The 26,234-nt window shown below is 38.3% G+C and carries 22 protein-coding genes and 3 pseudogenes; 19 read left to right on the top strand and 6 right to left on the bottom strand.

All coding sequences use genetic code 11. The features are described 5' to 3' along the window. Window positions 1-261 precede the first annotated feature (261 nt). On the top strand, window positions 262-1,119 hold the full coding sequence (locus AF333_RS20900; RefSeq protein ID WP_043068371.1) for a class I SAM-dependent methyltransferase: 858 nt from the start codon (window positions 262-264) through the stop codon (window positions 1,117-1,119). A 631-nt stretch (window positions 1,120-1,750) separates the two neighbouring features. Here the strand turns inward: AF333_RS20900 and AF333_RS35970 are convergent. Next, window positions 1,751-2,021 (bottom strand): annotated as a pseudogene (locus AF333_RS35970) (IS4 family transposase); the annotation flags it as partial. 156 nt (window positions 2,022-2,177) lie between these two features. Continuing rightward, window positions 2,178-2,504 carry a hypothetical protein gene (locus tag AF333_RS35965; RefSeq protein ID WP_235496781.1) on the bottom strand — a complete coding sequence of 109 codons (327 nt, stop codon included), beginning with the start codon at window positions 2,502-2,504 and terminating at the stop codon, window positions 2,178-2,180. 985 nt (window positions 2,505-3,489) lie between these two features. Here AF333_RS35965 and AF333_RS20880 point away from each other — a divergent pair. From AF333_RS20880 to AF333_RS20865, 4 genes are all read left to right on the top strand, one after another. After that, entirely contained in the window at window positions 3,490-4,989 is a 1,500-nt protein-coding gene (locus AF333_RS20880) for an alpha/beta hydrolase family protein (RefSeq protein WP_043068374.1), read from the top strand. A gap of 321 nt (window positions 4,990-5,310) precedes the next feature. After that, window positions 5,311-6,288, top strand: coding sequence for a YcdB/YcdC domain-containing protein (locus AF333_RS20875; RefSeq protein ID WP_053432743.1), 978 nt, complete (start codon window positions 5,311-5,313; stop codon window positions 6,286-6,288). Then, window positions 6,275-6,904, top strand: a complete 630-nt coding sequence (locus tag AF333_RS20870) for a YcdB/YcdC domain-containing protein (protein ID WP_053432742.1) — start codon at window positions 6,275-6,277, stop codon at window positions 6,902-6,904. Before AF333_RS20875 ends, AF333_RS20870 begins: the two co-directional genes overlap by 14 nt. A gap of 527 nt (window positions 6,905-7,431) precedes the next feature. Continuing rightward, window positions 7,432-8,304, top strand: coding sequence for an aminoglycoside 6-adenylyltransferase (locus AF333_RS20865; RefSeq protein WP_043068376.1), 873 nt, complete (start codon window positions 7,432-7,434; stop codon window positions 8,302-8,304). A gap of 299 nt (window positions 8,305-8,603) precedes the next feature. Here the strand turns inward: AF333_RS20865 and AF333_RS20860 are convergent. After that, window positions 8,604-9,266 (bottom strand): annotated as a pseudogene (locus AF333_RS20860) (transposase); the annotation flags it as partial. A gap of 140 nt (window positions 9,267-9,406) precedes the next feature. Here AF333_RS20860 and AF333_RS20855 point away from each other — a divergent pair. From AF333_RS20855 to AF333_RS20845, 3 genes are all read left to right on the top strand, one after another. Then, window positions 9,407-9,979, top strand: coding sequence for a nucleotidyltransferase family protein (locus AF333_RS20855; protein WP_307723434.1), 573 nt, complete (start codon window positions 9,407-9,409; stop codon window positions 9,977-9,979). A 202-nt stretch (window positions 9,980-10,181) separates the two neighbouring features. After that, window positions 10,182-10,517, top strand: a complete 336-nt coding sequence (locus AF333_RS36940) for an NUDIX domain-containing protein (protein WP_268753631.1) — start codon at window positions 10,182-10,184, stop codon at window positions 10,515-10,517. A 562-nt stretch (window positions 10,518-11,079) separates the two neighbouring features. Next, window positions 11,080-11,991, top strand: a complete 912-nt coding sequence (locus AF333_RS20845; RefSeq protein ID WP_043068378.1) for a hypothetical protein — start codon at window positions 11,080-11,082, stop codon at window positions 11,989-11,991. A 570-nt stretch (window positions 11,992-12,561) separates the two neighbouring features. Here the strand turns inward: AF333_RS20845 and AF333_RS20840 are convergent. Then, on the bottom strand, window positions 12,562-13,851 hold the full coding sequence (locus tag AF333_RS20840; RefSeq protein WP_053432741.1) for an IS110 family RNA-guided transposase: 1,290 nt from the start codon (window positions 13,849-13,851) through the stop codon (window positions 12,562-12,564). 156 nt (window positions 13,852-14,007) lie between these two features. Between AF333_RS20840 and AF333_RS20835 the strand changes: the two genes are divergently transcribed. The 4 genes and pseudogenes from AF333_RS20835 to AF333_RS32150 form a co-directional block, all read left to right on the top strand. Then, a complete protein-coding gene (locus tag AF333_RS20835) occupies window positions 14,008-14,559 on the top strand; it encodes a hypothetical protein (protein WP_053432740.1) in 552 nt (183 codons plus the stop codon). Window positions 14,560-14,572: 13 nt separating this feature from the next. Beyond that, window positions 14,573-15,673: a YcdB/YcdC domain-containing protein gene (locus AF333_RS20830; RefSeq protein WP_053432739.1), complete on the top strand. Its 1,101-nt coding sequence runs from the start codon at window positions 14,573-14,575 to the stop codon at window positions 15,671-15,673. Window positions 15,674-16,285: 612 nt separating this feature from the next. Beyond that, window positions 16,286-16,474 (top strand): CPBP family intramembrane glutamic endopeptidase (locus tag AF333_RS20820; protein WP_235496779.1); only part of this gene is annotated, 189 nt, incomplete at its 5' end. A gap of 222 nt (window positions 16,475-16,696) precedes the next feature. Then, window positions 16,697-16,897 (top strand): annotated as a pseudogene (locus AF333_RS32150) (IS4 family transposase); the annotation flags it as partial. Window positions 16,898-17,009: 112 nt separating this feature from the next. On the opposite strand, the gene AF333_RS20815 reads toward AF333_RS32150, so the two are convergent. Next, complete coding sequence (locus AF333_RS20815; protein WP_043066539.1) at window positions 17,010-18,206, bottom strand: MFS transporter; 1,197 nt, start codon at window positions 18,204-18,206, stop codon at window positions 17,010-17,012. 695 nt (window positions 18,207-18,901) lie between these two features. On the opposite strand from AF333_RS20815, the gene AF333_RS20810 reads away from it, so the two are divergent. Both AF333_RS20810 and AF333_RS35960 read left to right on the top strand, forming a co-directional pair. Further along, complete coding sequence (locus AF333_RS20810) at window positions 18,902-19,105, top strand: transposase (protein WP_043066538.1); 204 nt, start codon at window positions 18,902-18,904, stop codon at window positions 19,103-19,105. Between the two features lie 116 nt (window positions 19,106-19,221). Next, window positions 19,222-19,380, top strand: a complete 159-nt coding sequence (locus AF333_RS35960) for a hypothetical protein (RefSeq protein ID WP_235496777.1) — start codon at window positions 19,222-19,224, stop codon at window positions 19,378-19,380. A 319-nt stretch (window positions 19,381-19,699) separates the two neighbouring features. Here AF333_RS35960 and AF333_RS20805 read toward each other — a convergent pair whose 3' ends face one another. Continuing rightward, complete coding sequence (locus AF333_RS20805; protein WP_052811973.1) at window positions 19,700-19,990, bottom strand: IS110 family transposase; 291 nt, start codon at window positions 19,988-19,990, stop codon at window positions 19,700-19,702. A gap of 523 nt (window positions 19,991-20,513) precedes the next feature. Between AF333_RS20805 and AF333_RS20800 the strand changes: the two genes are divergently transcribed. The 5 genes from AF333_RS20800 (at window position 20,514) to AF333_RS20785 (ending at window position 25,656) form a co-directional block, all read left to right on the top strand. Beyond that, complete coding sequence (locus AF333_RS20800) at window positions 20,514-21,377, top strand: serine/threonine protein kinase (RefSeq protein ID WP_043065410.1); 864 nt, start codon at window positions 20,514-20,516, stop codon at window positions 21,375-21,377. Between the two features lie 47 nt (window positions 21,378-21,424). Beyond that, window positions 21,425-21,655, top strand: a complete 231-nt coding sequence (locus tag AF333_RS35955) for a hypothetical protein (protein ID WP_235496775.1) — start codon at window positions 21,425-21,427, stop codon at window positions 21,653-21,655. Window positions 21,656-21,841: 186 nt separating this feature from the next. Then, on the top strand, window positions 21,842-22,546 hold the full coding sequence (locus AF333_RS20795; RefSeq protein ID WP_043065411.1) for an ABC transporter ATP-binding protein: 705 nt from the start codon (window positions 21,842-21,844) through the stop codon (window positions 22,544-22,546). A 2-nt stretch (window positions 22,547-22,548) separates the two neighbouring features. Then, window positions 22,549-24,873 carry an ABC transporter permease gene (locus AF333_RS20790; protein ID WP_043065412.1) on the top strand — a complete coding sequence of 775 codons (2,325 nt, stop codon included), beginning with the start codon at window positions 22,549-22,551 and terminating at the stop codon, window positions 24,871-24,873. Between the two features lie 297 nt (window positions 24,874-25,170). Beyond that, window positions 25,171-25,656 (top strand): hypothetical protein, encoded by a 486-nt coding sequence (locus tag AF333_RS20785; RefSeq protein WP_043065413.1) that lies wholly within the window; start codon window positions 25,171-25,173, stop codon window positions 25,654-25,656. The last annotated feature ends 578 nt before the right edge of the window (window positions 25,657-26,234 follow it).

The raw sequence follows: 26,234 nt of genomic DNA, 5'->3' as shown, positions 1-26,234 counted from the left end.
AGACATGTCCGCCTTTTTTCTGCCGGGGCGCAGGGCGTATCCACCCTCTTCTTTCTCCATCTCTCCTCCTTCCAACCACGCTACCATGTCCAAATATTAACTGTAACTTATATATATCGTTTAATTAGTTTAAAGAAACATTATGAACCAGAAAGCATATTTCATAAACTTGAATTTGAAGCCGGATACAACAAATTAACAACGGTCCGGAAAATAATTGGTATCTTTGTAACAGGGAATTGATCGAAAGGAGAGCATATCATGTATGATAAGCAAAATACTGAACCAGACCACACAGCAGTACGGGTCGCGTTGTGGCGAGCTTTGCATGTACAGGTAGATTCATCACCGTATGTACTTGAAGACGAGGTCGGCCTGCGACTGGCAAATCCGGAAAGTGAATGGCGCCAACGCCCCGACATGGATCCAGAGGGCACCAGTGGCTTCCGAGCATCCATCGTGGCCCGCGCTCGCTTCATTGAGGATCTGGTCACCGAAAAGCTTGGCGAAGGTGTCACTCAGTACGTCATCCTCGGCGCCGGTCTCGATACCTTTGCTCAGCGCCGGCCGGAGATCGCCTCCCGGATGCGGGTCTTCGAGGTCGACCAGCCTGGCACGCAGGCTTGGAAGAGGCAACGCCTGAACGAGCTCGGCTTTGGCATCCCCGATTGGCTGCGACTCGTTCCGGTCGATTTCGAGGCAGGCTGGTCCTGGTGGGAACAGCTGAAGACTGCTGGCTTCGACGCGAGCCGGCCAGCTGTGGTAGCCTCCACCGGTGTCACCCAGTACCTCACTAAGGACGCGATTGCGGCCACACTACGTCAAGTTGCAACACTTGCCCCCGGCTCAACGCTGGCCATGACGTTCTTGCTGCCGCTTGAACTTACCGAACCCGAGAACCGTCCTGGGGTTGATGCGGCGGAAAAGGGAGCGCGAGCAAGCGGCACGCCTTTCATTAGCTTCTTCAGACCGCCGGAGATGCTGGCATTGGCCCGCGAGGCAGGTTTCCGAGAAGTCCGGTATGTATCCTCGGCCGATCTTAACCAGCGCTACTTTACCGGACGAACGGATGGTCTTTTGCTGCCAAGCGGAGAGGAGTTCCTGGTAGCGCTTACCTAGGATTAGGCAACCGATGGGAAAATTTAAGAAATAGGAAACAATTAAGCCGATTCTTGTATATTTAGAAGCGGCTATTTATTAAACTGCTTTAGACGGAGCAGTTTCAACGCAGCATGTTTTTAATATTTGCAACACAACAATCTTCAACTAGAAAGAATCCATTTTGATCAATCTTTTTTCAAAATAGATTCTTTTTGCTTACCATAGAATGCTGATTTGTAAGAAGTTTTTAATCAAACTTTATTCCAAAGCTACAGAAAGTAGGTCTTATCAATTAGGAAATAAAATGCTTAAATGGTTAAGGAAACAAAATGTAAACAGAGCTTTTATAATACGATGGTACTATTACAAACTATAGACAATTGCTGGGAGAACAAGGATTAACAAGGGCTGATTTTTTGGGTGAGGCTGGTTCATATAAGGTAATATTGTAAAAATTCACTTTTGTGACTTAGAAACTGTTCTTAGAACTTTAAAGGTAAATAACTAAAGTCTAATTTCTCGGTGTTTTAAGTGAGAAGTTAGGCTTTTTTTGGGGGATTTCCTTATCGTTGCAAATCCGCATTTTCCTGACGCTACCCGATCGCTATCAAGCTAAGATTTAGATATACATTAGAGCATGTTCTTTTTAGTGAGAAAGTTTGGGGAAATCGAGTAATTTAGCTTGAAGAGGCGTCGTTAATATGGTTCGAAAGAGGTCGACAGAAACAGTACTAAATCGTTGATTGAGCCCTTCTCAGTTCAGCGTGATTCCTGTGGCAGCCTCGAATTGACTACAAAGTTGAGTAAAGGGAATTGTAGCTACTTTTTGATTTAACCATACGCATAGAGAAAGAAAAATGATGGCCCTGGCACTTTTGCTTTCTTCTCATACTTCCTGTTTTCATAGCAATCTGGTTAACACCCGATTAGCAGTATCTTTAGGGAATTCCTTTCGTAAAAAATCTAAAACTTCTGCTATTGTTATTTCCTGCTTATGTTTTGTCAAAGGGAACGTGTCGGGATGAGACTCGAATGACAAAGCCTGTCCCACTGTTACGTTATCGTCTGTCATAAAGTCAACCAACTCTTTCAATCGCGAGTCTATATGATCCCCCTATGATTATTTTTTCAAATTGCTTATTCTCAAGCACGTAGGTCAAAGGCCAGGGACGAAGGTAAGTCTTCGTCGATGGTTGGCACTCTACTATTCGCGGGTTATATAAGTTATGGTTAATATTTTGACATAGTAGCGTGGTTGGAAGGAGGAGAGATGGAGAAAGAAGGGGGTGGATATGCCCTGTGCCCCAGCAGAAAAAGGCGAACGTGTCTTTTTCCAACCGCTCCCGTCCACCGCCCCTCCTTCTTTTCTTATCTCTCACCATAAGAATTTGTCGATTTATCAAATCAGATGTATATAGCATAGAGCCTGAATCGAGGGTTCTTCCTGTACCGGTTGTCCATCCTTTCAACAACGGTTATATTTTGAGGCTGGCGCAACAACCATCAAAAGGTTATTCTATCCTACGTGCTTCCAAAATGGAGTAACTATAAAAATCATGATTTGAGATTTTTATCCCTCATCTTTACATATTCACCTATATATTCTATTAATAAGGACACGGAATATATGAGAAAAGCAAAACTGAACTCTGCATAAGTTGTCAGCTTTACAGCATCAAGCCACTCATCAAGAAAATAAATACAAGACGCAAAAATGAAAAAAAGTATAATCTCATTCAAAACTAGGAGTGAAAGTCTGAGCCTTCCAGAGGAGATATGCTTAACAAGCGCATCCAACAAAGACCCTATAGGGGCTAGGATAATAAAAATAACTAACATAAACAGACACAATTGAAAAACAGAAAAGGCTGACTCAAAATACATCGGTATCGCCTCCAGTAAACTGATAAACTTATACATACAAATACGAAAAATTGCTGAGAATGCTCCCCTTTTCTAATCAAAATTTTTTTGCAACCTAAACCAATCCAAATATACTGACCTCATTTATTATCACTTCCTATGTGTCTTCACAATAAAACAGATTTTTATTTATCTTGTTACATCCGACTTGCTATTTATTTCATAATCGTTCTCTTTTTTCTAGGCTGATTCCTTTCATGTAAGGTTAATGTAAGAGTGTAGACAGATACAGGAAAGTATCCTTTGTTAAAATGAGGAATGAGAGGGAAATTTTCTAAAAGAAAAGATGATAGGAAAGGATACACCATGTGGAGCTTGATACTTGAAAATCATATGTAGGTTAGGGTGAATGAAAGCTTCCCAGGAGAACAAAGAGGTATGTAACAAAATGCTGGGAAGGTCTGCGGCACGTGCGGTGAAGCAGCTGTGCCGATTCTATATTACAATATCACGGGAGAGTTTATGATGAGACTTTTTGAGATACTTCTTCTTCTATCCAGTGCAAATTTGTTAGCTATAAAAATGTTCTGTAAGAACAATCGGAAGCCTCTATTTATTGCCAGCGTGACCGGTACGCTACTGTTAGTCATCCATTTAGTGGTTGAAGGCTACAGAATACAGCTTTTATTTCCATATTGCATCACGCTCGCGTTTCTGGTCGTCTTGCTCCTGACCTTGTTCCATAAAACCGCTGCTTGGACAATGCCGCGTTTTTTATCCGCGACCCTCTTCACGGCAGGAGCGGCGTCATTGCTCCTAACCGGAGCTCTTATGTATGTTTTCCCGGTATTTCAACTGCCGGAGCCGACAGGCAGCCTTAAAGTAGGTACGCAAACCTTTCATTTCGTCGATGAGGGCAGGAACGAAATATTCAGCGAGGCACCTGGAGACAAAAGAGAGTTGATGGTGCAAGTATGGTATCCGGCACAAAATACGAAGGGGAAACCGAAGCCCTTTATCCCCGATGCCGACAAGTTTCTAAAGGAAGAATATATGTCTAAAACATTTAGAATCCCATCGATATTTATGGATTATATGAAGGATATTTCAAGCCATTCCTATGAAAACGCCGAGGTATCCGGTTCCAGCGCGTCTTATCCGCTGATCATTCTGAATCATGGATATAGCTCTTCGAAAACATACTATACGTCCCAGGCGGAAGATCTCGCGAGCCACGGTTACGTTGTCGCCTCCATCGACCATACTTACAGCACGTTCGCTACCGTATTTCCGGATAGCCGAACCACGACGATGAAAACAGACGAAGATTTGATCGGCGAAAGACAATACCGCGACAAAGTCGGGAAGGTATGGACGGACGATATTACATTCACCTTAGACCAGTTTGAACGAGTCAATTCCGGAAACATTCCGAGCGCGCTTAATGGGAAGCTCGATCTTGACCGTATCGGCGTATTCGGTCATTCCTTCGGCGGAGCCGCGTCGTACGACGTGGCCTATGATCCCAGAATTACGGCGGGGATTGATCTAGACGGATCGCTTTACCTTTATGACAAAGAGCCTTTGTCGAAGCCGTTTATGTTCATTTTTTCGGAAATGGCTTTCAGTCTCTACAATAAAGTCAAGGAAAATTACGTCTATACGAACGAAGAGTTGGAGGCGATGGGGTCCACAAGAGAACAGGTAGATAAGGATACCAAAGGAGTTAAACTCCAACTGGAACATCTTGAACATGTAGCTAAAAATGGCGGGCAAATTTTGTATATCGAGGGTACGGAGCATTACAATTTCGGCGAATTGCAATTCTTGTCCCCACTTTTCCAGCATGTGAAATTGACCGGCAAAATCAGCCCGGCAAGAGCCACCTTTATCGTAAACGCATATACGCTTGATTTTTTTGATAAATATTTGAAGAACAAAGGAGGGAGCTTGCTTGACGGCCCGAGCGACGAATATCCCGAAGTGAAATTCGTGACCTCGCGGTTTACCGGGGAACAACCTTAAATTTCATCCGGCATCCGATTTCAATGTAGGCAAGCTGTTGAATGGAAAGCCTAAAGAGGGCTGCGGCAAGTTGTCTCTCGGCAGCTTGTCACAGCCCTCAAACCCGTGTCGTAACGCAGTTGCTTAACCCTTATTCTCCTTCCGCCGCAATCGGTAAAGTGCTGTGGGCGGCGCGGTCAAAATCAGTTTTAACCAAAAAAGAGGAGCCAATATTTTGGGCGGGAAACCTCAGCCAAAGCTAGATAATAACCCGCAGTACGTATAGCTTCTATAAGATATAAAAAACTTTGTTTAAATTAGGGCTAAATCATGGAGGTATATATGTTAATCGATTATGAGACACTCCGAACAAAAGCAACAACAGTTGTCATGATTCCAGATCATTACCGGCTGGAAATGGAAGATAACACACCTAAGGGTGATGAGAAATATCGATCCTTCATTTGGGAGGATCCAGAAAAAAACGACTGCAAAATTGAAGTTGTGCTGGACCTGGAAACCGGGGATTTGATAAGGCTGGATATCGATATGGAAGATAAAAATACAGGGAACCAAGACAACTCCGAAGAGGACGCGAAGGCGATCGCTGACGCTTTTCTAATGAAACATAATCCCGATCATACAGCATTCACTTGGGTAAATATCGAAGAGAGACAAAATTTTCGATTTATCACCTATAGGGAGGAGGTTGGGGGACTACCGCTTCCCGATACGGGCTGTGAAATTACACTGGATAATAGCTTAAACATCATCAGATATCGATCTGAACAAAAAACCGCCCCTAGACCAAAGTGGCCTGATAGCATCGTTGATGCAAAAAACGTGAGACAACAAGTGTTAAGTGATTTACAAATGAAACTGACAATGGTTACATTGTATCCTTCTATGTATGAAATGGAGGGAACAAAGCCTGAATATCGACTTGTCTATGAAGCGATTCCGGCTCATCGATTGATCGACGCCATTACAGGCGTTGATCACTTTGGAATCGAACATTATATGATGCCTCCTAGTCACCCAATTACTCCGATGGAAAGAGATAATACCAGTAACTTGGGTGGTACACTAACATTGGAAGAAAGCGAAAAGGGAAAAATGCCGCTGAACCTGGATCATCCAAGTGAGGGGTTGATCAAAAACATCGCAGCCTGGGAGCTGTTGCTTGGTATCGATCCAAAGTTATATATGCTTGAGAAATCGAAGGATGACGATGAGAGGATTGAATTGCTATATAAGCTTAAAGGGAAAGTAGGTGAAGGGCCAGAACCAGAAGCACTTTCTGTGGATGCTTACACGTAAATGGGGTGATTCGCTACGAAAACTAGAATCCTCATTTATAATTCAAATCGAAAAATCGACAGGGCGTTTGGCACGGTTCTTCCACTGGACTGAAGAGGAAAAAGAAACGGCTGCAACTGCACCCCTGACCCGGAAGCAATGCTGGGAGAAGGCGGAACAGTTTTTGCAACATGTTTTTCCGGATTATACTTCTTACCTTCAGCTCGAAGTGAATCAGGAAAACATGGATGAGGAACTGCGTGATCGCGAGTTTTTCTATCTACCTGTCTACATCAACAATATCCCTGTTAACCATGAACGGGTAATGATTAGTGTCAGTACTTCGACTGGGAAAATTTGCAGTTATATAGGAGTCTCTTATGAAGAGATTCTAGAGCGGGCAGAGAGGAACTTTTACCCGGTGCTTACACCCGAAAAAGCGTTTGATCGATACAGTGAGCATGTTAGCATCCGACTTAAATGGTTTAAAGACTTAGACGAGAATTCGCCAGTTTACCGCCTGCTCTATGAGCCTACCACAACTTGTCAAGCCGCTGCTCTTTCGGGCGTTGACCGTAATCGAGAATTGAAATATATCGATGCCTGCAGTGGTGAGCTCATTTGGCAAAAAGTGTGATAAAAGAGTATAGTGTGCCTGGTGCATTGGTTGGACCCATGAACTTTGTCGTTTTTTTCAAACGGTTGATTATAGCGTAAGATGGATTACTGCTACCTTCATTCGTCTTCTATGCATATATCCTTAAAACAGTGCAAAAAAGGGCACCACCCGCAAAGTAAATTCAGGAAAGGATACTTCCAATATTATAACTATATAAATTACACTTGATATTTTGATAGGGTAGCGTGGTTGGAAGGAGGCGATTCAGAAAAAGAAGAGGTTGGATGCGCCCTGCGCTCCAGCAAAAAAAGGCTCATTTCTCATACGCTAAAAAAGATTAACTGCTTCTGTTTCCTTAAACTTGATTCTTTTTCAATTGAAGTTTACTTTTTTTGTTAAGACTATTCTTGAATAGGAGGATCAATCAGTGGTAAAACATTTAAACAAGTTATAACGTGTCGTAGATTCTTTTATCATGTGCCGGGTACCTCCAGAACCTTAAAAAAGCTGGTTATATTAAAAAACTATTTGGAGGTCGCCAAACAATGAGAACTGAACGTGAAATGATGGATATGATAATGGCTACAGCGGAAGAGGATGCGCGAATCCGCGCCGTCATCATGAACGGTTCCCGTACCAATATCACCGTTAATCGAGATTGTTTTCAAGATTACGATATTGTGTATGTCGTAGATGACATCGAATCTTTCATATCGAATCATCGCTGGGTTGATCAATTCGGTGATAGAATCATCATGCAAATGCCCGAAGATATGATTCTTCCTCCGGCTGAAGAAGACGGGAATTTTCCGTATTTAATGCTATTTACGGATGGAAAACGTTTAGACCTTACTTTAGTGCCGATAGAAAACGCGGATGAACTCATAGACTCTGATAGTTTGAGCATGCTTCTTCTTGATAAGGATAACCGATTTGAACCGTTCCCACCTTCTAGCGATGATGACTATTGGATTGAGCCACCGACGGCCAAACAATTCTCAGATTGCTGCAATGAATTTTGGTGGTGCAGCACAAATGTTGCGAAGGGGCTCTGGCGAAAAGAACTCCCCTTTGTAAAAATGATGCTGGAAGAGTCAATGCGAAATATGTTACATTACGTTCTCGAATGGCGTATTGGCATAAACACTCAATTCTCGGTAAGCGCGGGTAAATACGGTAAGTACTTTGAAAAGTACTTGGAAGAGCAAGCATGGAACGAGCTTAAAGCGACTTACTCTAACTCCGATTACGCTAATATATGGGACTCCTTTTTTGCCATGTGCAGTTTATTTCGAAACATCGCTGTCCGAGTTGCCGATCATTTCGGTTACGAATACCCGTATGACGAGGACAGAAGAGTTACAGCTTATCTTCGGCATGTTCAATTATTACCAGAAGACGCGACAGAAATATACTGAGCTAGAAAGAGTATCAGATTTACAGGGTGGGGTTATTGTTAGTAATCAGAAGGTTGGACGAGAAACTCGGTATAAGCTTCAGCCCGAACAAGAATCTTAAAAGTTGAGGGAAAAATTGATTTTGATTAATAGATAAAATAAACTATATACATCCTTATAGGGGTCTCGCCACATCGCTATCAAGCTAAGGTTGGGAAAGGTCAGTTTCAAAAGAACCTTTTTTCTTTTTCTAAAAAATCAGTGTAGATCATTGAAAATTCCGCATATCAAATAAACCCTAACGGGTTTCATTTTTAAAATTAGGCTACTTTACGCTTAGTCATGGTATACTCGTAAACAACACCCAATATATCAAAGACTGTTTTTTTCTCATATCGGTGGGATTTTCGTCCGTTTTTCTCTAACAGGCGAAACAGACGAAGGAGGGTCTTTGATACTTCTTGGGTGTTGTTTTGCAAGGACTGATACAAAAGTAAAAAATAATCTTTAATCATATAAATGGCTTTGTATTCACTAAGTTCTTGCTTCTTCTTGCTTAGTAGCAAGTGTCGCATACGAAACATGGTTGAAGAACAAAGTAGGATAATCAGTTGCCCATACAGATGACACTCTAATCGTTTCTGTTTCATTCACTTGTACTTATCAATTTGAAAGAAGGATTTCCATGTTTTAAAAAGAATCTCGATTTGCCAGCGTAGAGAATAGAGCTTATGAACATGTTCTGCTGGGACAGATTCCACTGGAATGTTAGTGATATATACATTGATGGCACTTAAACGCTTACTACGTTCTTTATAAATAATCCCTTTCTTTTTCTCTTTGATCGCTTGGTCTTTCCATCTCTTTTTGGTTTGTTCTTCTGTAAGCCGGTGGATAATCACCCGAGTCGGTAATTTCTGATACATACCGATATAAGCATCAGCAATCTCGTACGTTTGGCCTGGCCGTAATCCCTCCATGAGCATAATGATGAGGCAACATACCGGATACATTCATATTTTGTGTAAGAAGATCGGACAAAGCACGTTGGAGAAACGATATAGCTGCAGCATTAAGGTACAATAAAGAGGTAATTTCAAACTTTTTCAGCGGTGGTTGAATGATGATAAAAAATCACAAAGATATAGTTGATTTAATACAAAATGATGACATGATGATAGAGATACTTAATATTGTTAAGTCCCTTAAACTATCAGATTGTTGGATTTGTGCAGGGATTATTCGTAACAAGATTTGGGATGCTTTGCATGGTTTTGAAGAACCAACCGAGATAACAGATGTCGATGTGGTTTATTTTAATTTAACCTATATTGATGAAGAGATAGATAAGTCTATTGAGGAAAGATTATATTCCGTAAATCCGAATATAAATTGGTCAGTCAAAAATCAAGCAAGGATGCACCGACGAAATGGTGACCATCCTTATAAATCGACTGAAGATGCAGTATCGAAATTTCCTGAAACAGCAACAGCAATCGCTGTTCGTTTGAATGACGAAAATAACATTGACTTGCTAACACCTTACGGAATTGAAGACCTTGTAAACTTGATAGTTAGACCAACGAAACATTTTATCCAAAACAATTTTATTAAAGCTGAAATTTACGAGGATAGGCTACATAAAAAGAATTGGGAAGTACGATGGCATAAACTCAACATCATGCACATGACTTAGAGGCTTTGTTTGACTTTTTAAGCTCTCGAGGATTCGAATATGGATTATATTATTAAATTCGCAGGGGTGACGAAATGAGTTGGAAAATTCCTGTCTCTGTTAAGGGAATCATCTTCAACGATGATCAAGTAATCTTACTGAAAAATGAACGCAATGAGTAGGAGCGGTCGGAAAAAGACACGCTGGCCTTTCTTTTGCCGGATTGCAGGGCGTATCCACCCTCTTCTTTTTTCCGAATCTCCTATTTCCAACCACATTCCCCTGTCAAAATATCAAGTGTAATTTATATAGAGAGATCCGTGAGGAATTGGGACTTTCTTGTTTAATACACAATTTGATTGATGTATGGGTTTATGAAGTATTAGAAGGTAAGAATGTATTGATTATTACTTACCTATGTAAGTGTACAGATACATTAAATGTGGAAATTAGCGAAGAACATTCAGCATTTAATTGGTTTTCAATGTCAGAAATTGAAACCGTTAATATGCCTAAAGGGTATATGGATTCAATAAAAAAAGCAACTAAGTTGCGCTAAACAGGAAAGCAATCCAATCCAACAAGAAGAGGGAATATAATATTTATGCCTACATCCCCTGAAAAAGAGCCCATTTTGGTCCATTTTAACATTAAAGATGAGCTTACTATGTCTGAAGTGACTACACGAGATTTCCTGGAAGATTTCGGGCTTTTACAATAGCATACACAGTATAAATGAAGTCGTTCTAACTGGAACGGCTTTTTTGTTATTTATTTTCCGTATTTTGGTAGATGAAAAGCGTACAATTCAGTGCAGTACTTGTGAATGATGTTCGGAAAATACCTTTAGCACCTACGTGGTGTTTTTTCTTTTGCGTAACGTTACAAACGAACCAGAGAAACGCAAATGATAAAGTGAATTCAAGACTATGTATATTATTTCATAAAAAATTTTAAAAAACGGGAAAGAAATCCTGAAATTATACGTTATAGCTAATGAATAGGTAAAAAAGAAGAAGTTACGCAGCATCCTTTTTAGAGGGGAGAATAAGCATCAAGAGCGGATTAAACTAGTTTTACTCTAGGGTAAGGCTAAATATAAACAGCGAGGGAATAAGACCATGAAAAAAATAGCAACTACATTTTTAGCGATCAGTTTATTGTCTACAACGCCGGTTTTCGCAGCTGAACAGGAAAGCAATCCAATCCAGCAAGAAGAAGGAATGATTGAACAAGAGGAAGATTTTGTGTTTAAGGAATTGACTGTTGATGAAATTATGGCCCAGAAAGGGATGAAATCGGCATTAGAATCATTTTATGATAAATTTCCGCGAGTAAAAGCATATAAAATAACAGGTAACAAAATGAAAAAAATAGAAAATGATGAAGAAAAAAATGTGATTCAGTTGTTCTTGGAAAGTGATGAAAAGGAGGTATTTACCTTATACTTTGATATAAAAATAGAGGAGATAACAAAATATATTCAAGTAGTATCCAATGTTCCTGAATCCGAATTACCAAGAACAGTGCAAGCATCTTTGGATAAAGTCTATAGTCTTTTACCGGAAATGAAGGGCCTTAAGCTTCATAATTCCTTTATGTCTTGCTCTACCATAAAAGGGGAGGAACAATTGAAAATATATTCTCTTGGGTTTAATGAGAGCGGAAAAATAGAGGAAACTGATAAAGAATTCAGCATAACGTTTGATGAAACAGGTAAAGTTCTATATTTTACCTTTGAAGAGCTACCTTTAGTCAACCTTGAGGGAAATACAAAAGAGGAGAAGGCCCAAGACCTGTTGAAACGATTATACGGGGAAGAAGCTAATGAGTACAAAATCAAGAAAGTAAATGAAATTTCAAAGGATGACTCAAATGATGAGGATTTTGATTCTAGAAGAGGGAATATAGTATTTATACCTACATCCTCCGAAAAAGAACCCATTTTGGTCCATTTTAACACTAAAGATGAACTTACTATGTCTGAGGAGACTACACGAGATTTCTTGGAAGATGTCGGGCTTTTACAATAGCATACATGATACAAATTATTGGGCAGAAGAGAAAAGAAAGGTGCTCACAAGAAAAAAGCGATTCAACAAGCGACTCGTCAAATGAACGATCCTATATTTTTAGGAAAAAGGATAAGAAAACATATTCATCTATCAAAATGGATGTACTTTACAACAAAGCAGTTGATTTTTCTTTTTTTTCCTCCCTCTATGAATTAAAGTTTTTCTTATGAATACTCATGTATTCTTACAATATCTTGATTTTTATAAACGAAGCTTCAGTTAGACATTTGAAACTTTTTAAAATATTGGAAGTAGGGGATGTAGGCCATCAAAGACCTACGGCCTTTTTTGAAAAATATGGTTGCACATTGGATCTCCACAGGACTCATGGTGGTGTACCCTCCCATGTCTCTCAGGATCATATGTCCCTACTTTCCTTCGTTCAACCTGTCCATGAGGTGGAGGCCAGAGATGCTCCTATTCAGGGTCTGTGCCCGCATGGAAAAAATAATTCCGGCTTCTCCGTGCTTCGTTTTTGATCAAGATATCAAGTGCGAATGTTCTTCAAAAAATAAGCAACTGTACGGTTTATGCGGCAAGAGATTGGTTCTGTCCACATAAAGGGGTGTCTTTTATCATCTTGTTCATATTAAAATCGATTTGTTTACGAGCTAGCACAAACATAATGCGGAGGAGGCGACAGCACAAGGCGATTAACGATTGCTGTTTACGGAGTGGATTCTCCTGTCGAGTTGTATAGTACGTGTGTAGCGCCTTAAATGCTGGATTTTTGGCAACTAAGGGTCGAATCGCTTTGTAGAGAAGAGCGCGAAGCCGTGGTCTTCCTCGTTTCGTGATACGTGTTTTTCCTCGATGCTTGCCTGAACGATTTTCTTTAAGATTTAGACCCGCTAACTTCTGAATCTGACGAGGATGCTGGTATCTAGACAAGTCTCCAACTTCTGCGAAAAAGCCCGCAACGGTAGCGACTCCTATGCCTGGAATCGTAAGAATGTACTGTACACCTGGAATATCTCGTAATAAATCTTCGATTTCTTTTATGACTTCTTCTATCTGCTGCTGTAGAGTTTCATAGGTTGTAAGCAGTGTTTTTAGCTCCAACCTTGCCATTTTCATACCTTCTTGAAGGCCAATCGAATGCCTAGCTTGTTCTACAAGCTCCTCCGCACGTTTGGGACGAAGTCCTCTTTGGATGTTTTTCTTCCATATCGTCAAGACTTCAAAGGCACCTGCCTGGATAAGATCCTGAGGCAGTGGAAAATGCTTGAGGGTTTCAAAAGCCGCTTTGCCTTCCCAGCTTGTAAATACCGTTAAAAACTCAGGAAAATAGCGATCCAGCCAATTATGCACCTTGGCTTGAGTACGCTGAAGCTCGCAGGAAAGGTGGTCTCGTATTTTCACAGCTTCCCGTAATTCGGCATATACACCAGTTGGGAAATAAGGTGCAGAGTACCGCCCATCTTTGACGAGTTGCGCAATAACACGGGCATCTTTTGGATCGTTCTTCGTTGGTGAATTATCATCCAGCTCTTTTGACTTCTTTACATGCATCGGATTAACGACCACGACCGGAATCCCGCGGCTTCGCAAGAATGCTGCTAAAGTCATCCAGTAGTGTCCGGTTGGTTCCATTCCGACAAGAAGCTGTGTTTTTTCGTGTTCCCTCATTATGTTTTTCATCCAGTGACAGAACGCTTCGAATCCCTCACGCATACTTGGGAAAGAAAAAGCTTTCCCATACATGAGACCGCGATCGTTTTGTGCGCGTGCTACATGTTTGTATTTAGCGATATCTATGCCAATAATCAAGGTAGATTCTGTGATTTGAGAAATGCGTTGATTTTGTGTATAATTCATGGTGAGTACCTCCTCTGTTATATCGAGGTCACGGCCGTGACACTCTGTATGTTAACAGGAGGTACTTTTTTTATCCACTCGCATTTTCATTCATTACAGGAATGCTCCTATCATGATCTAAGGTTTGTATTATTATCCAGAAAAGGAGGATTTTTAATGAAGCGTACACTACCATTAACCGCTCTATTCCTTTCATCTTCGCTTATGCTTACTCCATCCGTGTTAGCTGAAGAAGTGGAATCAGGAACTACTCAGGCCACATCTACACAAACAGTCAAAGCAACAGAAGCCTTAACTCCAATTCCACCTGCTGTACAAAAAACGATGGACAGGCTGTTTACCCTTCAGCCGGAATTAAAGAAATTGAATATTATTACAAGTAGAGAATTGGAGTATGATCAGAGTTTTCTAGTAAATCTTAGTGATAGACCAGAAGAGAAAACCGGAAATTCAAAAGAATATATGTCTGCTTACCTAAGATTTGATAAAAAAACGGGAGAATTGCTTTCATTTGATATACAAGCTACAGCATGGGCATCCGAAAAAATGCCTTCCCGTCAGCTAGCACAGGATACAGCCGAACGCTTCCTTACAGAATGGTTTGGTACAGAGGGCAGAAAGCAATTCGGCAAACCGACTGGATATAATGGTTTCGCTTCTGCAACCCGTAATGAAGACGGGACGATAGTAACCTGGCGCGAACGTTGAATTCCCACNGAATGTGGATTCATTTGGTCATATTACAAACTATTCATATACTCCAGTTGATTTAGATACAGTCAAGATACCGAAACCGGATACCGCACTACCGATTGAAGAAGTTAAAAAGAACATCACTACCGCAGATAGCATTATCCTAAATTACGTAGAAGAGCAACCAGAGGAAGATGGACGAAATTCAGAAAATATAAAAACAAAGCCTGTCCTACGTTATGATTTAAACGATTTCGGATATCATGCGCAAACGGGTAAAAAAGTTGACCAAAAAGAGCTTACTTCTGTGCAATCAAAACCAATGGAAACAAAAATTGCACTTCACCCGAAAGGACAAACGCTTATTGCGCGTTCCGAAGAAGAAGTAAAACAGCTGCTTACCAAGCTATTTGATATCAATGGTGCTGAAGGAACACTGCATGTTGATCAGCCTTTCAATTTTCCATGGCAAAAAGAAAGCTTCTATTTAGAATATCGCTTTAACACAGAAGATGGTCAAGTGACCGCTTATATAATAACGGATAGAAAAACAGGTCAGGTATATAGTGCCAGTTTATCTACAAATAGGGAACAAAAAAAGCAACCAGCAAAGATAACAAAAGAACAGGCATTTACTGTGGCCCGTGATTTCCTGGAGACATATGCCAATTCAAGTACAACCGAATTGGAATTACAGCAAGATACCTTTGAAGAATCAGAGATTCCGTCATGGGTCGACAAGAGCAAATTGCCAGAAAAGACCGATCATCAAAATGATAAGTATCAATTTTATTTCACCAAACTCCATCAAGGAATTCCTGTACGAGATCACAGTTATCAAGTGGGCATAGATAAACAAACAGGAAAGGTTGTTTCTTTCTATCTTTTTACTCCATCGGAAAAAGTGGAACTCCCAGATTCGCAAAATATCGCGACAAAAGAGCAAGTGCTTGCAACATTTATTAATCATAAACCACTGAAGCTGAAATATATATGGCCATGGTATATGGATCAACAAGCTCCAGCACCACTTCTTGTATATGCATGGGATAACTCGGATGGGTTCGGTTATGTGGATGCTCTAACAGGTGAATATATTAAGGAACCTATTGACCAAGAAGACGAATAAAGCAGTCAAGTCCCGCTGTCCATATGGATGGTGGGGCTTGACCGCTTTAAACAGGAAGGGATAAGTGGTGTATCTGTGAGCGTTTCAAGGATTAAAATCTACTCGCATAGAGGTGGGAGATTAAAGGAGTAATAACAATCAATGAACAGTAAGAGATCAATAAATGAATTAGGCATCTTTACAATATATTCTTTGTTATATATTTTTATTGTTGCAATATTTTCTGTAGCGATAATGTATTTTCCTATGCCAATTTTAGGAGCCAGAAATTTTACTGAAGATGTATGGTATGTTGTTTTTATTAAAATCATTTTTCTTCTTTTTATTCCTTTATTTATAGAAAACTCGAGCACAAAATTCCTTATATTTTTAAAATTAAATTAAATTGGAAAACCTGTACAATTGTAGCTAGTTGTTATTTTTTTGGAATCCTTCTAAATAGCAGTTATTTAGCAGAGATTAACAGAGTTATTGCAAATGGTGGTATTATGACATGGATCAAATTCACTGTTGGTCTGCTTTTACCGCTTGTGCAAGCGGCTATTCCTGAAGAAATATTTTATAGATATATCCTTCAAACTCGATTAGAAAAAGTATTTGGTCTTCGGTATNAGTGGAGTAGAGGGATCTGCTGGCGATATCTATTCGATTCTAACGGGAACCATTATTCCAGTTTTTGTTATAGGAATTGTATTAGGATATTTGTGGAAGAAATTTAAGAATATATGGATATTGATTGCTTTGCATTATGGGATTGATACATTGCCATCAATTGCCTCATTATTACAAATCGATAAATGAAATTTTATGAAAATACTATGTAAATCTTGTCTGATCTCTTACTATATACAATCGATACGTTTTAAAACACATTCAGGATGAGAGCCCATAATATAGAAGAAACTTTTGTGCTGCTTGTTCAATCTTCGGTTAAATTTTTATGAAATCCTATTTAAAACGTGGAAAGTATTCTTTTACATTCATGATTGTAAAAAAGTAAAATGTGCCAATTACTCCTCATAAAGAAAGCTAAGCGAGTATAAAGCAATATACGTGACTAAAGATTATTTTTCACTTCTGTTTCAAGCTACACCAAAAAACACCCAAGAGCTATCAAAGATCCCCCTTCGCCTGTTCAACCTCCTACAGCGGAACGGGCGAAAATCTCATCGACACGAGAAGAAAACCGTCTTTGATATATTAGGTGTCGTTTATATCGCATAGTTTTTAAACCGAACCTGTCGAAGGTTTATTTGGTATACCTATTTTTAGATTGTATCCGGAACGAATCATGAAAAACAGAAGTAGATCTCCTTTTTTCATTGATTCATTTCAGCTAACTTGATGGTGGTGTGGAGTTAGCTGAGGAATCATGAACAGGATAAATTTCTTTTTGTTTTAAATATGCCATTAGTAATGAACCGAATAAACCGAGTAGTGAAATCAGTAACCATGGAAGCCCATCCCATTTGTCTAACTCGAAAAGTATAGGGCCAAAAAAACTACCTATCGATGCTCCTATCCCAAATGAAATTTTTGATAATCCGAAGTAACTTCCTGATGCCTTTCCCCTACTATAAAGAGATACTTTAATATCAGATGCTGGAAGAACTAATGTTTCGCCGATTGTAAATAGAATGACACAAAACATCAACCACCATTTATCTGGAAAGATCCAAGTGAAAAATAGACCTACTGCCATTATAATCATTCCTCTGATTATTAGAATCATTGGTTCGTGAATTTCAAATAGACGTCTAAGTAAAAACATAATAAGTAGACCGCATACTGAGTTCGCAGTTACAAGAAAGGAGACATCTGCTTGTGAATGTGTAATTTTATACATCATTAATGGAAACATAACTGTTAATTGACTGTACATTACCCAGAACAAAATCATAGTGAAATTAAAATACAGAAAAGATTTATCTTTTAAAGTATTAACCATGTTATTCTTAATAGAATTGTTGGAAAAAGTTTTTACTGTTAATTGTCTACGATATGCAAATATTAACAAGCTTACTATTAAATAAATAACACTTCCGAATAAAAAAGGTAATGAGGCCCCAATTTGAATTAGTATACCACCTGCTAATGGACCAACAATAGCACCAGCATTTAATGATTGATTAAAGTAAGTAAATAATCTCTTTTGTTCTTTTTCATCCTGTTGACTAAAAAAAGCGCCCACGGCCGGTTCATACAGGGCTGTCCCCAACCCTGTAAGAGCTGCTGAAACGATTGTCCCTTCAAAAGAAGATGCAAATGAAAAGCTAAAAAATCCTAGAGCACGTACAATCATCCCGTACATCATGGAATTAGGATATCCGATTATATCAGCGAAGCTTCCACAAAAAAAGGGAAGAATCCTTGAGGTTAACATTAAAACGGTTAATACACTTCCAACCTGAAGTGCTGAAAATTGAAGTATGTTTGATAAATAAATAGCTAAAAAAGTATAAACAGCAAACGTTCCTAAATTCATTAAAAATGTAGCAAATAGTAATATTCGAGCAGAAAAATTCATTATCATTTTGTTTCTCCCATCCTTGTAACAATACCTTGAAATTTTTAATAATACGAAAAACTTCCTTTAGGGGTAGCACCAATCGCCATCAAGCTAGGAGCAACAAATACCCTCAAAACGAAAAAAATGTGCCATCCTTTCTATGAGATGGTGCTGACGATATTTAATGATTAAGTTATTTTCATCAAGTACGTAGTAAGTAGTTAACCATATCCATAAAAGAAAAACAGGGAGAGCTACGTATGGAAAAAAATACAATAATGAAAACAATATCTAACTGCCTCGAAAGCAATGCATTCCTCTAATAATGATTGAAAACAACATTGCCACCAAAATAATAATCGTCAGCTATAGGTCTCTTCTAGAAGGGACCCCATCTATTACCACCTCTTATATGTCTTCAGAATAAAATGAAATTTTATTTATCTTGTTACATCCAATTTGCTATTTATCTCATAAATCGTTCTCTTTTTTCTGGGTTAATTCCTTTAATGTAAGATTAATATAAGGTTAATGTAAGGATATAGACAGATACAGGAAAGTATCCTTCGTTAAAATGAGTAATGATAGGGAATTTTTCTAAAAGAAAAGATGATAGGAAAGGATACACCCTTATTAGTCTCTCTTTGGCCCCCCTAGAGAAGTTGGACACAATGAGTGTATTTTGATTACATTTAGAGTGACAGAGGGGGAAGAGGTTCGTGAAAAGAAAAAAGTACTCGATCGATTTTAAAAAACAAGTAGTGAAAGAAGCAAAAGAGACCGGTAATCTGGCAGCTGTTGCTCGTCGTCATGAGTTATCGACTACTATGGTGAGTCGCTGGAAACGAGAGGTAGAAAGCGGAAAACATGGAGAGATTGACCTTGCCATCGTACCCTCTTTCGATGGGGAAGCTCTTTCGTAGGAAAACGATCAGCTCAAACGGTTACTTGGCGAGCAGGCATTAGAAATCGCTAACTTGCTGAAAAACTTGAAGTAGCCGAACGCTATATCCAGCAAGGCTATCCGAAACGATTGGTCTTGCGTTTTGCCCGTATTCCACGCTCAACCTACTACTATCATAAGAAACAGGAAGGGCAGCAAGTGGAATCAGTAAAAAGTGAGGGACGTGCCATACCAGGCTATTCTCTAAAGCAGGACGGCACGAAATACAGATATATCGCTGGAGAAGAAGAGTAATATATATTTAAACTCACGAGATGACTTTCATAAACCATATTCTTAAATGGGTTGCAGGTTGCTGCAGCTCTTATTTTCTGAGCTCTTTTTTTGGCCCATTTTTTGGAACGGCGATAGTTACATAGCCTTTCGATTGCTTTTTTTAAATTGTCTTCATTTGTATTTAAAACAGCCTCTAATGTGGTGTACTATGAAAAAAATAAAGAGACACCCTAGAAAACAAATCGCTGAAAACCCCTTTATATTCTGGAAAGACCTGTTCTAGAGTGGCTTAAAACTGAAGCTTCAGCTACACATATACCTTGGTTAACGAGTAGTGTTATCTTGTTAGATTTCTGAGGTTTAACCACTTCATGCTTCTTCTCTTATAAGGCTCAAGTTCCTCTAGATAGTGTACGACTGGCGCATGATAATGCTCAGTTGTCTCTAACACAACCACAGGTCGTCTGTCTGTATGTTCTTCTATTTCTTTAAGCAGGCTCAGAAACTCCTCCAACCCTTCTGCAGTGTGACGAAACTGAAAGCTCTTTCCGTAAGGTTGTCCCTTATCTACAAAAGCCTGTCCTTGACTTTCCCCTTTGGTTACATCCAAACCAACGACTGGATCCATCATTCCTCCTCCTTCATACATGATATAGCCGGTACCCCTAAACATTCTTGTAGTTCCATAGCTTCGCTTGTAATACGAGATCGATGTCTCAACCAGCCTCAAACATGGTTTCCATAAGTAGGGGGTGAACAGTTTATTGTACGGGATTCACTCTCCCAAGTTGTTTAATGTTCTACCCCGGTTACCATTATCATAAAACCACTTAAATAAAAATGGTCAACCAGAAAAATATGGCTTCCCTCATAATGCGAAGTTGTTTAGAAAATAATAGAGTCATTTAAAAGATAATATAGTTGTTTTTAAAGAGATGGTATGATGTGGGATTTCACATTATCTTTTATTGTTATCATGTATAATAAAAGAAAGAGTATTTCGATAATCTCTAAGTGTAAATAAGGGCAGTTATTTGAAAGGAGTGATGTTTAATGAACAAACAGAAGAAAACAAAGTATGAGGTAAAAACAATTTGAGCATGCGTATCATGCCTCTATAAACTACGTTCGCTCAAAGTTAGGAGCAGCACGTGATAAATATCGCAATAGGAAAAAATCAATATCCTATAACATTAGCTGAGTATCATAATTTTAATTGGTTAAAGGATGTAGAAGTATTTACTGTTTTTGATCAGCACGATTCAGGCAATATTAGCTTTGGTATTATTGAAAATGGACAACAGTACTTTTTGAAGTATGCTGGTGCACGTAATTTAGAATACAAGGGTAATATAGAGGATGCGATGCAACGATTAATGAAGGCAAAAGAAGTGTACCAACAAATTCAATATCCTTTACTAGTTCCATATATTAATTCCTTTCAAACGAAAAATGGATTTTGCTTAAGGTTTCATTGGGTTGATGGGGAATGCATGCACAATCATTGGGATTTTACACCGTATGAAAAGTACCATGCACTACATTCACCGTTTGTGAAGCTAAGACAATTATGTGTAACTAAACGACTTAACATATTGACACAAATTTTTGAATTTGCGGCGTATGTTGAGTCATTAGGATACGTCATGGTTGATTTTTATGACGGTAGCATTTTATATAATTTTGAGCAATCCAAACTTACGATTTGTGATATTGATTTCTTTCAAAAAGCACCTGTATTCAATAAAATTGGGGAAAACTTTTGGGGATCAAGTCGCTTCAAAGCGCCTGAGGAATACGAGCTCCATGCACAAATTACAAGTGAAACGAATGTGTATGTATTAGCAGGAATTGCTTTTGCCTTTATCGGTGGAAGAAGTGATAAAAGCTATGAAAAATGGGAAAGTACACGAGACCTATATAATGTATGTCAAAAAGCTCTACATAAAGAAAAAGCTAAAAGATATCCTACTATTCAAGCATTTTATGAAGCGTGGCTTGCATATATAAAATAAATAATCGGGGGCTATATACATCTTACTTTATAAATGTACATATTCTTGTGGTAGGAGGTAAGAAAAGAAGGAAGGGCGGTGGGTGGGAGCGGTCGGAAAAAGACACGTCTGCCTTTCTTCTGCTGGAGCACAGGGCCAACTTCTTCTTTTTTCCGAATCTCTTACTTCCAACCACGCTACCCTGTCAAAATATCATAAGAGTAGTACCACCAAAAAAAGACGTTCTTGATTTGTTTTTTAATGAGCTAAAAAAGCAAATTTTTACTGCGAGAAAATAATACATTATATCTGAAGATTATGTATTATTGAACGTCCTAAAGCAAATAGTCCTTCGATTATTTCTGATTACTATAATATTGATGAAATCGTCCAGATTTCTCATTTTGATGAATGGAAAGATGAAGTGAACTATGTTTGGGAGTTACTTGACGTTTACAAAAATACTATACGAGGAGATGTAATAAGTGAAAAAGTTAATCGAATTCAAAAAAGTAACGAAAGAATACAAAATAGGAGAAGTGCTAATCAAGGCCCTTGATGGTGTTGATTTTTCCATATCTGAGGGAGAATTCGTCGTTATTTTGGGTGCAAGCGGTGCCGGTAAAAGTACGATTTTGAATATACTTGGCGGTATGGATACGGCTACCTCAGGTCAAGTGTTTGTTGGTGATCAAGAAATAACAAGATTCAACGAAAAAAAGTTAACAGAATATCGTGGTGAGAAAGTTGGCTTTGTATTTCAATTCTATAACTTAATTCCGAATTTAAACGCTCTAGAAAATGTTGAATTTGCCACTGAAGTATGTAAAAACCATCTGGATGCTAAAGATATTTTACATAAAGTCGGATTAAAGAATCGTATCAAAAACTTCCCTTCCCAGCTCTCTGGAGGAGAACAACAAAGAGTTGCTATAGCTAGAGCTGTTGCAAAAAATCCTTTACTTTTACTCTGTGATGAACCAACTGGAGCTTTGGATTATGTTACAGGTAAGTCCGTCTTAAAGCTTCTTCAAGATTTGAACAAGGAAACGAAAAAATGTGTCGTTTTGGTCACACATAATTCTGCAATTGCTCCTATGGCTGATAAAATTATTAAGGTTAAAAGCGGAATGATAGAAAGCGTTACGATTAATGATGAAAAACAAAGTGTTGAAGGGATTGAGTGGTAATCATGAAATTATTTTTAAAATTATTAAGGGATATTAAACAATCTATAGGGCAATTTATAGCCTTAGTTTTGGTTATCGCAGTAGGAGCTTTTTTCTATGCGGGTCTGGTAACTTATAGTGATAATCTTAGTGCTTATGTTAAGGTTTACTTTAAAGAACATAATTTAAGCGACTTAAATGTGTATTACAGTCAACTTTCCAAAGAAGATGTGGCTGGTTTAAGCAAAATTGAAGGTATAAATAAAATAGAAGGACGTTATACCTTTGATGCCACGCAAGCCTTTGAAGATTATAAAGCTTCATTAAAAATTCATTCGATCCCCGTACAAAATGAAATAAACACGCCTACTATGATTGAGGGGAGTATCCCGTCAAAAAAGGATGAGATCTTATTAGATTCCCGTTATGCTAAAGAACATCATTATCGTGTCGGTGATCAAATCAGCTTAAGTGCGAATGAAAGAAATTTTAAGTTTACAATTAGTGGCTTGGATGAGAATGTTGAACATGCAAAAAAGAACGAAATACAAGACCATAAAACCTACGGAATAGCTTATATTGCCGAAGAGACAATACCTGAAATCGTAGACGGCTTTTACTATAATGAAATCATGATTGATGCTCAAGAAGGTTACGATATTAACAACTTAGGTAAATCAATTGAAGTACAATCCAAACAACTTACTTATTTGGATCAAGTAAGTAAAGAACGGACTTTCAATTATTCTCAAATAAATCAAACGATACATAATAATAAATTGATGAGTAAGGTTATACCTTTAGTTCTCTTTTTGATTGAAGCGATTATCCTATTTCTTACAATGTCGAGGATTATAGATTCCCAAAGAAATCAAGTAGGTATTATGAAGGCTTTAGGTGTAAGAAACAGAAATATCATGCTTCATTACATGGGATACCCTGTGTTGGTAGCTATAATAGGCTCAATCATAGGTTGTGCTATTGCCGCTAGTGTATTTATTCCATTAGTAACGGCGTCGAGTGCAAGGTCCTACTCTCTGCCTGACATTAAATACTCACTTTCTTTTTATTCAATCATTCCTCCCATTATTTTCTCTAGTGCTTTTGGGCTTCTGTCATGTTACTTAAGTGGTAGAACTATATTAAAAGAACGTGCGGCTCAGGCAATGCGTCCTAAACCGCCAAAGAAGATGAAAAAGCTATTTATAGAAAGAGTTCCGGGTTTATGGAGTTATATTTCCTACAGTTATAAACTCATTTTGAGAAATATATTTTTAAATAAACCAAAAGCTTTAGCGAGCTCAATTGGTGTTGTTGTAAGCACTGTTTTATTGATAACTGCTTTTGGCACTCAAACAGCCTTGCTAAAAGTAGCTAACCAAATTGAAGATGTTTATACGTATGATCTAAGAGTAGATTATACGATGGGAACATCTTCTGATACGGTAAAACTACCCTCCGGTATTAAAAATAGTTATTTTTTATCCACCTTTCCTGTTGAATTCATAAAAGATAATGAAAAAGAAAATGCCACTTTAGTTGTTACTGAAAAAGAAAATAATCTCATTCATTTCTTTGACGAAAATGACAATAGGATATCTTTGGAAAATAATGGTTTGCTGGTACCCAAGTCTTACGCTGACAAATATCATATTTCAGAAGGGGATATAATCAAAATAAAGTTCACAGCACCAGAGCTTAAAAATAAATCTGTAGATATGAAGGTTTTAAATATATCTACACAGTATTCGAATCCGTCCTTTTATAGCACCCCAGCCTATTTAAAGAGCTTTGACATAGACTACAGTCCAACCTCGCTTTTAGTTGAAGCAAATAGCTCTACAGATCTTATAAGCGTTCGTAACTTCTTTGAACAAGATCATCATGTAGATACAATTGCAGATAAGAATGATCTAAAGAAATCAGCTCAATATATTTTGAAACAAAACAGTTTTGTATTTATCATGTTTATCACTTGTGCTGTCATACTCTCCTTTGGCGCCATATATACGATATCTTCCATAAACATTTATGAAAGGAGTCGTGAGCTTGCAACACTTAAGGTATTAGGCTATCAAAAAAATAAAATAAACAGACTTATATTTTTTGAAAACATTATACTAACCACATTTGCGGTAATTGTAGCTTTACCGATAAGTGGCTATGTTTATACAATTATTGTAAAGGCACTATCTAGTACCCATCAACAAATCCCAGATAAATTAAACATTTTTATCATGTTGGTTTCTATTATTCTTGCGTTCTTACTTACCATTCTATCTAACTTACTACTTAGGAGAAAAGTTACCAAAATAAATATGATTGAATCATTAAAAAGCATAGAATAAAACGTTTAAGCAGATGGGACAAAAATGGGCTGTTTCGCCCTGATGCGAAAGCAACCCGTGCCGAAATGGCGATCATAATCGTCAAATGGAAACAGCTTGGTAACGTGTTGCAATCGGTTCATTTCTCTGCTACGGTTGGGCATTGAGCAGAAGGAAGAATCGCAACAGTTTTGTCATCGTAGACACCTCGATTTAGAATGCTTTTATTGTCACACTCTCGGTTCTGCGTGTCCAGAATTCAGTCTATCAACACTAGGTGCAGTTAAATTTTTAGAGCCAGGGAGGCGTTGTTTATTTATGGAGAGGAAACGTATATTTATCCTTGGAGTTGTAGCACTATTAAGCGGTGGATTGTTTTATATCATTAATATCACCACGTCAAAACCATATATGACTGGAGGAAACGGAAATCCTGGATTGTTGTTTATGGTACCCACTATTCCTCTGTATATTTATATGTCTGTCCTTCTATATAACATTTTCTTTTCTTTTTTCACTAGCAGTAATAAAAGTAGAGTAGCTATTTACACTTCACTTTCTTTACTTTTGCTTATTAGTTTAATTATCGGTGAATATTATTATGTTCAGGCAAAATTAGTAGAATTAAATAATCCGGAATTTGTAAAAAACCATAGAAAAACTTTAACCTTACTTGGTCCGTTTACGAATAATTGGTATTTTAACGTATATACGTATTTCTTTTTACCGTTATTAGCTATACTCGGAAGTGGCTGTCAGCATCTTTTTTTAAACAAGAAGAAGCAAATTTCAAGAGTAAAATAACTGCACTTTTGCTGTGTAGTAAAGAAGAGTCAGCTGGTCTTAAATATGCTGTCCCCCTTTCTTTTTACAGCATGTTTAGATGTATCTTTGTATAAGGATTTTTTAATATTAGAAACAGGATGAGCTTCCTTTTATAATAAGTCGTCTTTTTTATTTAAATCAGCGAGTTTATCCAAATGGATAATTCGCTTTTTTCTGTGCTTTCAGTATGATTATCATCTCTGGGGTTTAGGTTCTGAATGGCGAAGATAGTTGTAGTTAGTAGCTTATACAAGGGTGTCAACCGTGAAGTCGAATCTGAAAGAAGTTGGCGGCAAACCTCCGGCCTAGAGAACATAAATTTTATATATGGTCAGCGTTCATTAGACGAGTCTGCCTAACAAAATAAAGTCCAAACTGCCAAAATGAAAACAGACCATCCGCATGGATTTATCCGAAGCAGAAGTGGTGATATAGCGAGTAGTACATATGGTGGTGTAAGAGGACGGAGATTAATCGTCCTCTTACATACTATTGTTAGAATGTTGCTACGCCTTTTGCGAATGGAGATCTATACCAATTCTAGGTTTTGATATAAA

Origin of the sequence: Aneurinibacillus migulanus (assembly GCF_001274715.1) — a bacterium.
Taxonomy (GTDB): Bacteria; Bacillota; Bacilli; order Aneurinibacillales; family Aneurinibacillaceae; genus Aneurinibacillus; species Aneurinibacillus migulanus.
The sequence above is the reverse complement of the archived record's forward strand: the minus strand, read 5'-3'. Positions and strand labels throughout refer to the sequence as shown.

Excerpts from the sequence above, each read along its gene's own strand:
- AF333_RS20900 (WP_043068371.1), top strand. The coding sequence starts at position 262 with ATGTATGATAAGCAAAATACTGAACCAGACCACACAGCAGTACGGGTC.
- AF333_RS20880 (WP_043068374.1), top strand. The coding sequence starts at position 3,490 with ATGAGACTTTTTGAGATACTTCTTCTTCTATCCAGTGCAAATTTGTTA.
- AF333_RS20875 (WP_053432743.1), top strand. The coding sequence starts at position 5,311 with ATGTTAATCGATTATGAGACACTCCGAACAAAAGCAACAACAGTTGTC.
- AF333_RS20870 (WP_053432742.1), top strand. The coding sequence starts at position 6,275 with ATGCTTACACGTAAATGGGGTGATTCGCTACGAAAACTAGAATCCTCA.
- AF333_RS20865 (WP_043068376.1), top strand. The coding sequence starts at position 7,432 with ATGAGAACTGAACGTGAAATGATGGATATGATAATGGCTACAGCGGAA.
- AF333_RS20855 (WP_307723434.1), top strand. The coding sequence starts at position 9,407 with ATGATAAAAAATCACAAAGATATAGTTGATTTAATACAAAATGATGAC.
- AF333_RS20845 (WP_043068378.1), top strand. The coding sequence starts at position 11,080 with ATGAAAAAAATAGCAACTACATTTTTAGCGATCAGTTTATTGTCTACA.
- AF333_RS20840 (WP_053432741.1), bottom strand. The coding sequence starts at position 13,851 with ATGAATTATACACAAAATCAACGCATTTCTCAAATCACAGAATCTACC.
- AF333_RS20835 (WP_053432740.1), top strand. The coding sequence starts at position 14,008 with ATGAAGCGTACACTACCATTAACCGCTCTATTCCTTTCATCTTCGCTT.
- AF333_RS20815 (WP_043066539.1), bottom strand. The coding sequence starts at position 18,206 with ATGATAATGAATTTTTCTGCTCGAATATTACTATTTGCTACATTTTTA.
- AF333_RS20805 (WP_052811973.1), bottom strand. The coding sequence starts at position 19,990 with ATGGATCCAGTCGTTGGTTTGGATGTAACCAAAGGGGAAAGTCAAGGA.
- AF333_RS20790 (WP_043065412.1), top strand. The coding sequence starts at position 22,549 with ATGAAATTATTTTTAAAATTATTAAGGGATATTAAACAATCTATAGGG.
- AF333_RS20785 (WP_043065413.1), top strand. The coding sequence starts at position 25,171 with ATGGAGAGGAAACGTATATTTATCCTTGGAGTTGTAGCACTATTAAGC.